11 protein-coding genes and 1 pseudogene are annotated in these 14,431 nt (G+C 72.2%); 4 read left to right on the top strand and 8 right to left on the bottom strand.

The annotated features are described in order from the left end of the window. Positions 1-185 precede the first annotated feature (185 nt). Complete coding sequence (locus tag ACGFQC_RS28675) at positions 186-1,700, bottom strand: FAD-dependent monooxygenase (RefSeq protein WP_363090134.1); 1,515 nt, start codon at positions 1,698-1,700, stop codon at positions 186-188. A gap of 336 nt (positions 1,701-2,036) precedes the next feature. On the opposite strand from ACGFQC_RS28675, the pseudogene ACGFQC_RS28670 reads away from it, so the two are divergent. Further along, positions 2,037-2,606, top strand: a pseudogene (locus tag ACGFQC_RS28670) (SDR family oxidoreductase); the annotation flags it as partial. 56 nt (positions 2,607-2,662) lie between these two features. Continuing rightward, positions 2,663-2,815: a hypothetical protein gene (locus ACGFQC_RS28665; protein ID WP_363090135.1), complete on the top strand. Its 153-nt coding sequence runs from the start codon at positions 2,663-2,665 to the stop codon at positions 2,813-2,815. A 251-nt stretch (positions 2,816-3,066) separates the two neighbouring features. Here ACGFQC_RS28665 and ACGFQC_RS28660 read toward each other — a convergent pair whose 3' ends face one another. The 7 genes from ACGFQC_RS28660 to ACGFQC_RS28630 form a co-directional block, all read right to left on the bottom strand. Next, positions 3,067-4,449 carry an FAD-binding oxidoreductase gene (locus ACGFQC_RS28660; protein WP_363090136.1) on the bottom strand — a complete coding sequence of 461 codons (1,383 nt, stop codon included), beginning with the start codon at positions 4,447-4,449 and terminating at the stop codon, positions 3,067-3,069. A 66-nt stretch (positions 4,450-4,515) separates the two neighbouring features. Beyond that, complete coding sequence (locus tag ACGFQC_RS28655; protein ID WP_363090137.1) at positions 4,516-5,898, bottom strand: DoxX family protein; 1,383 nt, start codon at positions 5,896-5,898, stop codon at positions 4,516-4,518. A gap of 40 nt (positions 5,899-5,938) precedes the next feature. Next, positions 5,939-6,652 (bottom strand): class I SAM-dependent methyltransferase, encoded by a 714-nt coding sequence (locus ACGFQC_RS28650; protein WP_363090138.1) that lies wholly within the window; start codon positions 6,650-6,652, stop codon positions 5,939-5,941. Between the two features lie 78 nt (positions 6,653-6,730). Next, positions 6,731-7,549: an ABC transporter permease gene (locus tag ACGFQC_RS28645; protein WP_363090139.1), complete on the bottom strand. Its 819-nt coding sequence runs from the start codon at positions 7,547-7,549 to the stop codon at positions 6,731-6,733. After that, a complete protein-coding gene (locus ACGFQC_RS28640; protein WP_363090140.1) occupies positions 7,546-8,529 on the bottom strand; it encodes an ATP-binding cassette domain-containing protein in 984 nt (327 codons plus the stop codon). The genes ACGFQC_RS28645 and ACGFQC_RS28640 overlap by 4 nt, the downstream gene beginning before the upstream one ends. A gap of 65 nt (positions 8,530-8,594) precedes the next feature. Then, a complete protein-coding gene (locus tag ACGFQC_RS28635) occupies positions 8,595-9,533 on the bottom strand; it encodes an NAD(P)/FAD-dependent oxidoreductase (RefSeq protein ID WP_363090141.1) in 939 nt (312 codons plus the stop codon). 286 nt (positions 9,534-9,819) lie between these two features. Beyond that, the gene (locus tag ACGFQC_RS28630) at positions 9,820-12,198 is read right to left on the bottom strand and encodes an excinuclease ABC subunit UvrA (protein WP_363090142.1); all 2,379 of its coding nucleotides are present in this window, start codon (positions 12,196-12,198) and stop codon (positions 9,820-9,822) included. A 157-nt stretch (positions 12,199-12,355) separates the two neighbouring features. Here ACGFQC_RS28630 and ACGFQC_RS28625 point away from each other — a divergent pair, with 157 nt between their 5' ends. Beyond that, entirely contained in the window at positions 12,356-13,144 is a 789-nt protein-coding gene (locus ACGFQC_RS28625) for a TioE family transcriptional regulator (protein ID WP_363090143.1), read from the top strand. Between the two features lie 68 nt (positions 13,145-13,212). Beyond that, entirely contained in the window at positions 13,213-14,421 is a 1,209-nt protein-coding gene (locus tag ACGFQC_RS28620; protein ID WP_363090144.1) for an erythromycin esterase family protein, read from the top strand. Positions 14,422-14,431 lie beyond the last annotated feature (10 nt).

Below are 14,431 nucleotides of genomic sequence, written 5' to 3'. Positions count from 1 at the left end.
GCTTCCCGGCCTCAGCCCGACCCACCGGCCCCGGCCCCGGCCCCGGCAGAGAGAGCGTCACTCACCGCTTCGCGGGAGGGGCGTCCGGAGACAGGATCTGAGGGATGACGGGCCGGGCCGGGAGGGGACGGGGCGGGAGGGGGCCGATTCGCCGGCGCCGGCCGCGCGTCGTTCCGGGCGGTGTGTCACCCCTGCGGGGCCGGGCCGAACCAGGTGGCGAGGGCGGCCCGGAGCGCGGAGGTGTCGGGTGCGCCGGCGGCGGCCACCCAGGCGACGTGGCCGTCGGGGCGGATGAGGAGCGCGGCGGGAGCGGGGATCTCGCCGACGGCCGGGACGGACCAGTGGTCGTCCTCGCTCCGCGCCTCGACGAGGTCGACGCGGTCGGCCCAGCCCTCGGCGGCCGCCGCCACCTCGGCGCTGCCGCACAGGTCGAGCAGCACGGGGCGGGCGGCGTGCAGCAGTTCGTAGACGCGGGTGGCGCCCCCGGGCGTCTTGAGGTCGGCGTCGGGGACGCGGCGGCCCGCCAGCGGATGGCGGCCGTCGACCGGGTACCGGATGTCCAGCGCGGTGAGCATGCCGCGCAGGTACCGGTTGACGTCGTCGAACACGATGAGCGAGCCGAACACGTCGCGCAGCGCGTCCGTCTGGGCGCCGGGGCGGGCCAGGGCCGCCTGCGCCCGGGTGTTGTGAAGGACGCGCTCCGCGACGGGGTGGCGCTCGGCGTGGTAGCTGTCCAGCAGGCTCTCCGGTGCCCGGCCGCGCACCACCGAGGCGAGCTTCCAGCCGAGGTTGACCGCGTCCTGCACCCCCATGTTCAGCCCTTGCCCGCCGGCCGGGAAGTGGATGTGCGCCGCGTCGCCCGCGAGCAGCACCCGGCCCTCCCGGTACCGGGCGGCCTGCCGTGCGGCGTCGCCGAACCGGGAGACCCACCGCGGGCTGCGCATGCCGTAGTCCGTGCCCGCGAGTCTGATCAGCGACTCCCGGAGCTGCTCGAACGTGGGGGGTTCGTCGCGGTCCGCGACGCGGTCGTACTCGGATGTGATCACCCGGTACCAGCCCGGCTCGAAGGCGATCGCCGAGAAGTCGCCGCCCGGGAAGCGCCGTACCCAGACGTAGTCCTCGGGCAGACCGGGGAGTTCGACGTCGCCGATCAGCGCGGTCATCGTCGCCGGGGTGCCGGGGAAGTCGATGCCCGCCAGCTTGCGCACCGTGCTGCGCCCGCCGTCGCAGCCCACGAGGTAGCGGGCGCGCAGCGTCGCGGGTGCCGCCCCCGTCGTACCCAGCTCCACCGTCACGCCGGCCTCGTCCTGGCGGATCCCGCTGACCTCGGACGACCTGCGCACCCGCACGCCGAGCTCGGCGGCCCACTCCTCCAGCAGCCGCTCGATGGCGGACTGCAGGATCATCAGCGGGTAGGGATGCCTGGACTCGGACTCGTCGAAGTCCAGATAGAGGCCGGAGAAGTGGCCCACCGGCTGCAGTTCGCCGGCCGCGAGGAAGCGGTCCAGGACTCCGCGCTGGTCCAGCACCTCCAGGGTGCGGGAGTGCATCCCGCCGGCCCGCGACTCGCCCGTCCGCTCCGCGAGCCGCTCGACCACCGCCACGTCGACGCCCGCCAACCGCAGCTCGCAGGCGAGCATCAAACCCGTCGGCCCGGCGCCAGCGATGACCACGTCCGTGTCCGTGCCGGTGTGTCCCACGCCGTTTCCCCCTCGTTCCCCTGCGCCTCTGGCATCGCTGAACCGCTGAATCGCTGAATCGCCTCCACATTCACGGACGGCGGATCAGCCGGTCAAGACAACTCCGGTGCGGGGACGCGGCGAGCCGCTGCCGGACTCCCCCTGTCCCGCCGGCGGGACAGTCCCGGGGGGAGAGACGGTCCCGGGGGGAGAGACGGTCCCGGGGGACAGGTCCCTGACACCGTTGGAGAACCCGCCGGGTGCCCCGGCCGAGACCGGACGCCCGCGTCCCGCCTCCGCCCCCGCCTCCGCCTCCGCCTCCGCCCGGCCGCGGATACCTCGTCGCCCACGAGCGCGGTCGACGTGCCGGGCGTCGTCCCGCTGCGGCTGGACGTCACGGACGAGGCGTCGATCCGGGAGGCCGCGCGCGTGGCGTCCGACGCGACACTGCTGGTCAACAACGCGGGCATCTCCACCGGCGCGACGCTGATGGGAGGCGACGTGGCCGAGGTGCGCCGGGAGATGGAGACCAACTTCTTCGGCCCGCTCGCCGCGACCCGCGCCTTCGCCCCCGTGATCGAGGGCAACGGCGGCGGCGCCGTGCTCAACGTCCTGTCCGCCCTGTCCTGGTTCCACCCGGCGGGACTCGGCTCCTACGCCGCGTCCAAGGCCGCCGCCTGGGCGCTGAGCGACGCCACCCGTGAGGAGCTGGCACCGCGCGGGATCACCGTCTCGGCGCTGCACGTCGGCTACATGGACACCGACATGGCCGCCGGCGTGCCCGCCGACCAGAAGGTCGCCGCCGCCGACGTCGCGGCCCGGGCCCTGGACGGCATCGAGACCGGCCTGCCCGAGATCCTCGCCGACGAGACCAGCCGGTACGTCAAGCAGAGCCTTTCCGCGGCACCCCGGCCGAACGCGGGCTGACACTCACCCCTCCACCCCGGCGCGACCGCCTTCCACCCCTCGTGCGAGGACGTCTCATGCGCTACACGACCTTCGGCCACCGGACCGGACTGCGCGTCTCCGCGTACGCGCCCGGCACCGCGAACTTCGGCACCGGCTGGGGCGCAGGCGCCGGGCCCGACGCGGCCCGGCGGATCCTCGACCGGTTCGCCGAGGCCACCGCGGCCTGACCCCTTTGCCCCGTAACGTGTTCCCGCGTTCGGTTGCCGGGCGCGCCTGCGACGAAGGAAGCGGGCAACGCTCCATGAGCCCCTCGGGGCCGACAGTGCACAACGCCTGTCCAGCCCTTCGCCGGGCAACACATGGGTGACGAACGTGAACCCGAGGACCACGCCGACAACGATCATCACGGCAAAGCTGTTCAGCGGGAGCACGGCCCCGACGGGCGGCACGGTGCCCGCATGCAAGCGAGAAAGCTCAGTCAATCGCTTTCTTCCGGCCGGATGTTATGGGTGCACCGGAACAGGTTGTGCGGGTCGTGCAGCGTCTTCACGCGTCGCAGCCGCTCGAAGTCCTCGGCCGCGAAGAGTTCCCGCACCTGCTCCTGGGAGACCGGGGCGCCGTCGTTGTAGACGGAGTTGAGGCTGCGGCCGACGGTCCAGGGTTTCAGGGCGTCGTAGACGCGCTGATGGACCGGCCGGGCCGCGGTGGACGGCGCGGCGGCACCGCTGGTCATCACGCGCAGCATGTACGCGGCGTCCCGGCCGCCGACCGCGCCCGGGTCGGGGGGCCGACGGGCGAAGGCCCCGCCGAGGTGACGGATCTCGACGATGCAGGGCACGGTCGCATCGGGCCCGGCCACTTCTACGACGGTCCGCAGGGCCGTGGGATCGAGTTCGCGCAGCTGGACGTTCCCGCCGAAGTAGGAGTGCGGGACGTGCGGGTCCTGGTAGATCGTGCCGACCTGCGTGTACGGCATCTCCCGGACGGTGTCGACCAGCCGCGGGCCGAGCTCCCGCAGGGGCGCCACGAGCCGTTCGCCCTCCTCGGCGGAGCCCGTGAAGGCGATCCGCACGTGTGCGGCATAGCGTCCGCGCAGGGGCTCGGGGACGGACGGCCACGGCGGGCAGGTCATGAGGCAGATCGAGGAGGTGAGTTCCTCGGGCAGTGTCAGGGTCCATGCCCGGTAGGCGTGCAGCAGGTCGACGGGGCGGTCCGCGGTGAAGTGGAGGCTGCCGCCGTAGAGCCGCGTCACCGGCACGAGGGCGGTTTCGACGGCGGTGACGGCGCCGAAGTTGCCGCCGCCACCGCGCAGCGCCCAGAACAGGTCGGGGTCGGAGCCGGCCGTGACGTGGCGCAGCGCGCCGTCCGCGGTGACGATGTCGAAGGCGCGGACGTAGTCGCTGGCGTAACCGGTCCGGCGGCCGAGCAGGCCGACACCGCCGCCGAGGAGGTAGCCGACGACGCCGATGTGCGGAGCCGAGCCGTTGACGGGGGCCAGACCGTGCGGGGCGGCCTGCTCGATGACCTCTCTCCACAGCACGCCGGCCTGGACTGTGACGGTTTTGGCCTCCGCGTCCAGCACGACGGCCTTCATCCGGCGGGTGGTGATGAGAACGCCCTCGCCGTCCAGGGCGGTGACGATGCCGTGTCCGGTGGACTGCACGGCGACGGGCAGCCTCCGCTCGGCGGCGAAGCGGACCGCGGCGCGCACGTCCTCGGGGCGGGTGGCGCCGACGACGACGGCGGGGCGGTGCCGAAAGCCGGCCTGGAAACCGGTCCGTTCCTCGTCGTACTCCCGGCTGCCGGGCAGGAGGACGGGGCCTCGTACCTCGGCGGCCAGCGTCTCCACGTCCACGCTCATCCGTTGTTCTCCTTCCGTGGACGGCGTGGCCACCGCCCCGCGAGTGCCGCTCGGCCGACAGGTCCGCTACCGCAGGGACGAGTTCTCCTGCACCCAGTGGAAGCCACGGCTGACCAGCGGGAAGGTGCCGAGGTCGCGGCGGAGCAGGTGCAGTCGGAGGTAGCAGCCGTCGGCCTCGCCCTCCAGGATCAGGTGATCGTCGGCCGGGCGCTCGAAGGCGAACGTCACCTGCCACTTCGGGTCGGCCATCTTGGTCAGGGCGACCGAACGGGCGTTCATGTCGATCGCCGCCATGCAGGGGTCGAGCGAGTCGTCCATGTGCTGGATGGCCACGGCCTCGGCGGAGTCCACGACGACTCGGCGCCAGCGCCGGCCGTCGGTCGTCACAGGCGGGTGCTGCTCGCCGTCGACGGAGAAGTCGGTGACGTCCCAGACGCCGTACAACTCGGGCTTCTCCCGTCCGCCCCCGTGGTTCTTCCAGAACGTCCAGTCGTTGCGCAGTTGCGCGCCGAGCAGCCAGAGCCCGGCCCCGGCCTGGAGGGCGGTGGCGATCCGGTTCGCCCGGCGGGAACGGAAGAGGTCCGCGGGGGCGGCCGCGGGGAGCGGGCGCTCCGTGAGCACGGCCCCGGCCAGGCGAGGCGTGTGCGGGGCCAGCAGAAGCAGGCTGAGCAGGAGCAGTTGGAAGGAGTGGACCTTGACGGGAACGTCGAAGGTCATGTTGAGCAGGAGCACCTGGGCCATCTCCGCCGCCGACAGCAGCGCGCCCAGCGACGCCGTGCGCGGCACGATGAGCAGCAGCCCGCCCGCGATCTCGGCACAGCCGAGCAGCATCTGGTACGGCGTCGAGGATCCCGTCTGCGCCCACAGCAGGCTCATCGGGCTGAGGTCGCCGAGCGGCTCGACGAGCTTGGACGGCGGCAGCTGGAACTGGAGCGGGACAGCCTTGGCCGCGCCGTAGGAGAACATCTGTCCCGCGAGGCAGAAGCGGGCGGCCAGGCGGAACCACTTGTCCGGCGCCGCGTGGTCCGTCCGGTGCCGGTCCAGCACGGACCAGACCGGGGTGGCCGCGGCGGCGCCCGCGAGCCAGCAGAGCTGCCCCGCCCAGGTGTGCGCGTCGTCGCCGCCGTCGAAGCGGTCACCCAGCTCCCTGCCGAGGAACCGGACGGACATCCAGTTCCGCACCGGCCGTATCGCCCAGAGCTTCGCCCAGGCGTCGGCCTCTTCCTGCAGACGCCCCATTCCGCCCCCGCGCAGGGCCAGATAGACCTGTGGGGTGGTCAGGCAGTACAGGCCGGCGTAGACGCAGCCGAACCGGTAGGCGGTGCGGGCGGCCCCGGCCCAGTTCGGAGGTGCCGGGGAGGTGCCGGCCGGCGGGAACGCGCGTCTGGCCGCACGCCCGGCCGGTGAAGACGCGACGGTCCGCAGCCACTTGCCTACTCGCACCTTCATCGTTGATCACCTTCTCAGGGGCCGTCTTCGGTGGTCGCGGTCAGTTGCGGCGGAAACGTCCGAGCCAGGCGTGCACGTCGAGGAGTTCCGACGTGGTGGGGATGACGCCGCGCATGAGGGCCTCGTCAACCGACTCGACCGTCCAGCCGCCGGCGAAGCCGTCGCGCAAGTGGTCGGCGGAACGCTTGAGGGCGGGCGGCTCGTCGTCGTCCGGGGGCGGCGCCGGTATCTCCTCGATGGCCTCGGCGAGCCGCGCCTGCATCTCCGCGGATCCCCGGTCGCTGATCGAGAGGATGTGCGCCACCGCCCCCGGGCGGCAGGCCCGGTGCAGGGCCGCCGCGTAGGCGCGCAGCCTGTCGCCCTCGAAGGTGTGGGCGAGGCCGGAGTCGATCACGGTGTCGAAACGCCCTTCGTAGCCGGTGAGGTCGAGGGCGTCGGCGACTTCGAAGACGGCGCCGAGTCCGCGTGCGGCGGCCTTGTCACGGGCGAGGGAGATCGCCGTCGGGGACAGGTCCAGCCCCGTCACCGCGTAGCCCTTGCCCGCCAGGTGGAGGGCGTCCTCACCGGTGCCGCAGCCCGCGTCGAGCACCGTGCCGCGGATGAGCCCCGCTTCCTCCAGGGCGACGTAGGCGGGTTGGGGCGCCCCGATGTCCCATGGCGGGCGCTTGCCGAACGGGCTCTCCCCGCGGTAGACGGCGTCGAATACCTCGGTCATCACCGCGGGTCCGTCGGGTGCGCCGGCAGGTTCAGTCATGGCTGCCATGATTGCGTCGCCCCCCGGCGCCTCCTCGGTCTCTTGCGGACTTCTGTCACGGAGGTGTTCGTCCGCCGGTCAGCGGGAGCCGTACCTGCGGACCGCGAGCGGGGCGAACACCGCGATCAGGCCGACCGACCAGGCCACGGTCTGCAGGACGTAGCTGGTCGCCGGGCCCCCGGTGAACAGTGCGCGCAGCGCGTTCACGGCGGCCGTCATGGGGCTGTGGGCGGCGTACGCCTCCAGCCAGCCCGGCATCGTGCCGGTCGGCACGAACGCCGAGGAGATCAGGGTGAACGGGAAGATCCACACACCGCCGACCGCCTGGGCGGCTTCCGCGTTGCGCACCAACAGTCCGAGGTAGGCGGCGAACCACGACACCGCGTAGCCGAAGAGCAGCAACAGCAGCAGGCCGGCCAGCGCGGGCACGAGGCCGTTGTGGAACCGGAAGCCGACCAGCAGGCCCACTCCCACGGTCACGCCGGCCACGCCGACGTTGCGGAAGATCTCCGACAGCGTGCGTCCGATCAGCACGGCGGTACGGCTCATCGGCATCGACCGGAAGCGGTCCATGAGGCCCTCGCGCATCTCGGCGGCGACCCCGATGGTGGTACCGGCGGCGGAGCCGTAGAGCGCCATCTGGACGAGGATGCCGGGCAGCAGGAACTGGACGTAGCGTTCGCCGCCGACGTCGATGGCGCCGCCGAAGACGTAGGTGAACAGCAGGATGAACATCACCGGCTGGACCAGCGAGAACATCACCAGTTCGGGACTGCGCAGTACGTGCCGTACGTTGCGCAGGGTCATCTGCCACACGTCGGAGAACCACCAGGCGAGAGCGTTGCCCGACGGCGTGCACGACGTGCTGCTCTCCCGGGTCAGAGTGGTGGAGGTCATGGCCGCTCGGTTTCCTTCCCGCTGTTGCGCCGGTCGGTACCGTGATCGGCGGATCGGCCCGTCACGGCGAGGAAGACGTCGTCGAGGGTGGGCCGGCGGATCGCCACGTCACCGATCGCGATCCCCGACTCCCTGAGCAGGTGAAGCAGGTCGGGCAGGGTGCCGCCGTCCGGCAGCGGCGCGTGGACCTGCATCTTCTCGGAGTCGGCGACCGGGTCGGTGCCCAGCCGCTCCCGCAGGATCCGGACCGTCCGCTCCATGGCTCCCGTGTCGAGCAGCGTGATGCCGACCCGGTCCGGGCCCACCTGGGCCTTCAGCTCGTCCGGGGTACCGCTGGCGATGACCGTGCCCCGGTCGATCACGGACAGGGAGTCGGCGAGCTGGTCCGCCTCCTCCAGGTACTGCGTGGTGAGCAGTACGGTCGTTCCGTCCGCGACCAGTTCGCGCACGAGCCGCCACACCTCCATACGGCTGCGCGGATCGAGGCCGGTGGTCGGCTCGTCGAGGAAGACGAGCCCGGGCCGCGCCATGAGGCTGGCCGCGACGTCGAGCCGGCGCCGCATCCCGCCCGAGTACGTCTTGGGCTGCCGGTCGGCCGCGTCCTCCAGGCCGAAGCGTTCCAGCAGTTCGCTCGCGCGTGCCCGGCAGTCGGACTTCGACAGCCGGAACAGCCTGCCGATCATGTGCAGGTTCTCGCGCCCGGTGAGCAGTTCGTCGACAGCGGCGTACTGGCCGGTGAGCCCGATCATCGACCGGATCCGCCGGGGGTCGCGGCGCACGTCCACGCCGAACACCTCGGCCGCTCCCTCGTCCGGGGCGATGAGGGTGCCCAGGATCCGCACGGTGGTGGTCTTGCCGGAGCCGTTGGGGCCGAGAAGGCCGTGCACCGTGCCCTCGGGCACCGTGAGTTCGAGGTGGTCGAGTGCGGTGAGCGAGCCGAAACGCTTGCACAGTCCGGCCGTTCTGATCGCTGCTGGCATCTGCCGTGATTCCTTTCCTGGTCCGACGCGCCCCGGGGTGCGGGGTGGCGGGGTGGCGACCCGGTTCAGTGGCGCACGGCACCGAGCAGGGCCGACATGTGGATGGCGTCGGCCGCCGCCGCGCCCGCCGCTGTCGACGCGGTGACCGACTGCTTCCAGCGACTGGTCAGGTCCCCGGCCGCGTACAGGCCCGGCACGCTGGTGCACTGGGAGGCGTCGACGCCGACGAAGCCGGCGTCGTCGACCGTCAGCTTCAGTTCGTCGGCCGCCCGCTGCACGACGGGTTGCTGCCGCTGTCGCGGAGTCCACACCAGGGTCTGCCGCTCCAGGATCCTGCCGTCGGCCAACTCGATGCCGTACAGGGCCCCTTCCTGGTGGCGCAGGCGGCGGACCGTTCCCGTGACGACGTCCCCTCCCCTGCTTCGCGCGGTCGCGCGAGCGGTCTCCAGGCCGGGCATCGACTCCTGGCAGATCGCGATCGTGTCCTCGCTCCAGGCGCGGAAGGCCACGGCCGACAGTGCCGCGAGTTCCGCGTTGTCGGCGACCGTCGCCCAGCGCCGGCCGGCGTTCTCCTCACCGAGGCAGAACGGGCAGTGGATCACGCTGCGGCCCCAGCACTCCGCGAAGCCGTCCACGTCGGCCGGGTGGACGTCGACGACACCGGTCGCGAGCAGGACGGTTCGGGCCTCGACGGTCCCACCGCCGCCGAGGGCGACCCGGAAGCCCCCGCCGGGAGCGGGGGACACGCTGTCGGCGTCGTCCTCCAGCCGCTCCACGGTCGTGTACCGGGAGAGTTCCCGCCAGGCGCGCTCCCGGAACTCGGCGGGAGTGGCGCCGTCCATTCCGATGTGGCCGTGAACGCCCGACGACGCGCTGTTGCGCGGTGCCCGGGGGCTGTCCACGACGGTCACCGGGTGCCGGTATCTGGCCAGGCCGAGCGCCGCGGTGAGCCCGGCGGGGCCGGCTCCCACGATCACGGTGGTGTGGTCGGCGTGCGAGGACATCAGTCTGATCCCTTCCGTCGGGCGGCATGAGCGGGGTCCGTCCACCGCGGGAGCGGTCCGGCAGGTGCGCGGTGTGGGAACGCCGGAACGGGCTGCCGGCGGGCGGAAGCCGTCGGCCCGCATTGTGGTCGCCGCCGCGGTGGTGGAAAGGTGCGGGCGAAAGAGGTGGGCCAGACAGTCGTGCGCCTGCGCGGCCCGGGCGATGCCGGCGTTTCCGCCCGGGCACGAGCCGGCCGACGCCCCCGCCCGAGTCACCGGGCGGGGGCAGGCCCATGGCCGCGTCGCGTCAGGCGCCGACGTACTGGGCGAGGTGCTCGCCCGTGAGGGTGGAGCGGGCGGCGACGAGATCGGCGGGCGTGCCCTCGAAGACGATCCGGCCGCCGTCGTGACCGGCGCCGGGGCCGAGGTCGATGATCCAGTCGGCGTGCGCCATGACCGCCTGGTGGTGCTCCACGACGATGACCGTCTTGCCGGCGTCCACCAAGCGGTCGAGCAGGGCGAGCAGTTGCTCGACGTCGGCCAGGTGCAGGCCGCTGGTCGGCTCGTCGAGGATGTAGACGCTGCCTGCTCCGCCCATGTGGCCGGCGAGCTTCAGCCGTTGCCGCTCGCCGCCGGAGAGGGTGGTGAGCGGCTGGCCGAGGCTGAGGTAGCCCAGGCCGACCTCGGCGAGCCGGTCGAGGACGGTGTACGCGGCCGGCGTCCGTGCCTCACCGTTGCGGAAGAACTCGGCGGCCTCGGCCACCGGCATCGCGAACACCTCGCTGATGTCCCGGCCGCAGAGCCGGTACTGGAGCACCGACGCGTGGAACCGCTTGCCCTCGCAGTCCTCGCAGGTGGTGGCGACGCCGGCCATGATCGCCAGGTCGGTGTAGATGACACCGGCGCCCTTGCAGGTGGGGCAGGCACCCTCGGAGTTGGGGCTGAACAGGGCCGGCTTGACCCCGTTGACCTTGGCGAACGTCTTGCGGATCGGTTCGAGCATGCCCGTGTGGGTGGCCGGGTTGCTGCGCCGGGAGCCCTTGATGGGCGACTGGTCCACCGTGACGACGCCGTCGCGGCCCGCCACCGCGCCGTGGATCAGGGAGCTCTTGCCGGAGCCCGCGACGCCGGTGACCACGGTGAGCACGCCGAGCGGGATGTCCACGTCGACGTCGCGCAGGTTGTGGGTGTTGGCGCCGCGCACCTCCAGCACACCGGACCGCTCGCGCACGGACGGCTTCAGCGAGGCCCGGTCGTCCAGGTGCCGTCCGGTGACGGTGCCGCTGGCCCGCAGAGCCTCGACAGTGCCCTCGAAGACCACCTCGCCGCCCTTGGTGCCGGCGAGCGGTCCCAGGTCGACGACGTGGTCGGCGATCACGATCGTCTCCGGCTTGTGCTCCACGACCAGCACGGTGTTGCCCTTGTCGCGCAGTCGCAGCAGCAGGTCGTTCATCCGCTGGATGTCGTGCGGGTGCAGGCCGACGGTGGGCTCGTCGAAGACGTAGGTGACGTCGGTGAGCGCGGAGCCCAGGTGGCGGACCATCTTGACGCGCTGGGCCTCACCGCCCGAGAGCGTGCTCGAGGACCGGTCGAGCGAGAGGTAGCCGAGGCCGATCTGGACGAACGAGTCGAGGGTCTGGCCGAGCACCGTCAGCAGTGTCCTGACCGACGGGTCGGTCAGACGGCGGGTCCAGGCCGCGAGGTCGCTGATCTGCATGGCGCAGGCGTCGGCGATGCTGAGGCCGTCGATCTTCGCGGACCGGGCGGTCTCGCTGAGCCGGGTGCCGTGGCACTCGGGGCAGGCGGAGAACGCCACCGCCCGTTCCACGAAGGCACGGATGTGCGGCTGGAGCGTCTCCTTGTCCTTGGACAGGAACGACTTGCGCACCCGCGCGAGGAGGCCCTCGTAGGTGGTGTTGACGCCCTTCACCTTGACCTTGACCGGGTCCCGGTGCAGGAAGTCGTGCCGTTCCTGCTCGGTGTAGTCGCGGATCGGCTTGTGCGGGTCGAGGAAGCCCGACTCGGTGAACGACTGCACCACCCAGCCGTCGGGCTTCCAGCCGGGGACGGTGATCGCGCCGCCCGCGAGCGACTTGGAGTCGTCGAACAGCTGGGCGGGATCGATGTCCGAGACGGTGCCCATGCCCTCGCACCGCAGGCACATGCCGCCGACGACGCTGAAGCCCTTCTCGATCTTCTTGCCGTTCACCACGAGGACGCCCGACGCGTCGGCCGAGGCGACGTTGAAGGCGAACGCCTTCTGCGACCCGATGTACGGCTTGGCGAGCCGGCTGAAGAGGATGCGCAGCAGGGTGCCCGCGTCGGTGGCGGTGCCGACCGTGGAGCGGAGGCTGGTGCCCATCGGCTGCTGGTCGACCAGGATCGCGGTGGTCAGCCCGTCGAGCACGTCGACCTCGGGCCGCGCCAGGGTGGGCATGAAGCCCTGGATGAAGGCGCTGTACGTCTCGTTGATCAGCCGTTGCGACTCCGCGGCGATCGTGTCGAACACCAGGGAGCTCTTGCCCGAGCCGGAGACCCCGGTGAACACGGTCAGCCGCCGTTTGGGGATCTCCACGTGCACGTTCTTGAGGTTGTTCTCACGTGCTCCGTGCACACGGATCATGTCATGGCTGTCGGCGGAACACAGCGCAGCGGGCTGGGTGTCCGTCTCCGTGCCGACCGTCATGGTGTCCCTCCCGTTTGTCGGACGCGGCACGCCTTCGTCATGCGACGTGGTGACGAGTTCCTGAACGTCCCGGTTCATGGGTTCAAGCGTATACCTGCAAAGTCGGTTGAGGCTTTTGGAGAAACCACGCGGAGATCTTCGGATAAAGTCTCAAACCGTGAAGTACCTGCGTCCATACGACCTGGCCCGTGAGCACGGCATTTCCACCCAGGCGGTCCGCAACTACGAGCGGGACGGGTTCATCCCGCCCGCCCGGCGCACCCCGTCCGGCTACCGCACCTACACCGAGATCCACGCGGCGGCCCTGCGCGCCTATCTGGCGCTCGTCCGGGCGTACGGCTACGCCACGGGCGGCGAGATCATGCGGTCGCTCAACGCCGGCGACCTCGAGGCCGCGCTGACGGCCGTCGACCGCGGCCACGCGCAGCTGCTGCGCGACCGAAGCACGCTGGACGCGGTGGGGCGGGCGGTGGAGCACCTCACCCGCGGCCCCGGCCCCGGCCCCGGCCCCGCCGAGCACACCTCCGCCGGCAGCGAGCCGCTCGGCATCGGCGGACTCGCGCGCCGTCTGGGGGTGACGGCGGCGACCCTGCGCAACTGGGAGGCGGTGGGCATCCTCACCCCCGCCCGGGAGCCGGTCACCGGCCACCGTTCGTTCGGCGCCACGGACGTGCGCGACGCCGAGCTGACCCATCTCCTGCGGCGCGGCGGCTACCCACTGGAGCACATCCGCACGGTGGTCCGGCAGATCCGCACGGCCGGCGGCACCGAGGCGCTGTCCGCCGCCCTCGAGGACTGGCGGCGACGGCTCACGGCCCGCGGTGTGTCCATGCTCGACGCGGCGGCCCGCCTCGGCGGGTACGTGGCCCTCCTCGGCGTCGCCCCGACCGGACCGCCGGCCGCCGCGGAACCCGCTCCCGCACCGGAGTACCCACCGACGGTTTGAGACCTCACGGCCCGGCGGGTCCGCCCGCGGCGCCGACGGAACCGCCGTAAGTCTCAACGGGTCTTTCAATGATTCGATTGACAGACATGAGAAAGGACTTCCACGACCTGCCCGTGGCCTCGTGCTCCGTGCTGGCGCTCGGCGAACCCACCCACCAGGAACCCGCCTTCGGGTGGGTGCGCAACGAGCTGTTCGCCCGGCTGACCCGCCTCGGCTTCCGCTCGATCGCCCTGGAGACCGACCGCGTGGCCGCGCTGCGCGTCGACGACTTCGTCAAGGGCGGCGACGGGGATCTCGACGAGGTGGCGCGGGAGGGCTTCTCCCACGGCTTCGGCAACCTGGAGACCAACCGGCGCCTCGTCGCCTGGATGCGCGACCACAACGCGAGCCTGCCGCCGGAGGAGCAGCTGACCTTCCACGGCTTCGACGTCCCGACGGAGACGACCAGCGCCCCCAGCCCGCGGCGCTGTCTCGAGCACGCCCGGGACTATCTGGGGCTCGACCTCGACCTGACCGGGCTGTTCGGCGCGGACGAGCAGTGGAGCCGTACGGAGGCGGTGATGGACCCGGCCATGTCGGTCGGCGCCACGCCCGAGGCCGAGCGGCTGCGGTCCCTCGCCGACGACATGCTCGTCCTGCTCCACTCCAACGCCGCCGAGCGGATCGCGCAGACCTCGCGCGCGGAGTGGCTCCGGGCCAGGACACACCTCACCGCCGGCCTCGGTCTGCTGCGCTACCACCGGCAGGCGGCCCAGCGCCTGGACAACAACACCCGGCTGTCCCGGCTGTTCGCCACCCGGGACGCCCTCATGGCGCAGAACCTCCTCGACATCCGCAGCATCGAGGGCCGCCGGGGCGCGACGCTGGTCTTCGCCCACAACGTGCACCTCCAGCGGACCCCGAGCACCTGGAGCCTGGGAGACCTGCACGTCGGCTGGCCCGGGGCCGGCACCGTCGTGGCACCGCTGCTGGGCGAGCAGTACGTCTTCGTCGCCGGCAGCCTGGGCCGCAGTGAGGCCATCGGGCTGGACGACCCCGAACCGGACACCTACGAGAGCGTTCTGCAGGACCGCGTCACCGATTGGGCCCTGGTCCCCACCGGCACGGTCACCGCCGCCCGGACCCGGACGGACACCACCCCGCAGCAGGGCTACTTTCCGCTCGACCAGGCCCTCCTGGACAACGCCGACGCGGTCCTGCACGTCCGCGACGGCGGCGCCGTCACCCGGTCGGGGGACCTCCTGCTCGCCTCCGCCGGTGCCGGGAGCGAGCACTGACAGAGAGGGG

The sequence above is a fragment of the Streptomyces sp. NPDC048734 genome, from assembly GCF_043198675.1.
Lineage (GTDB): Bacteria > Actinomycetota > Actinomycetes > Streptomycetales > Streptomycetaceae > Streptomyces.
Note: the sequence above shows the minus strand (reverse complement) of the source record. Positions and strands in the feature narration are given on the sequence as shown.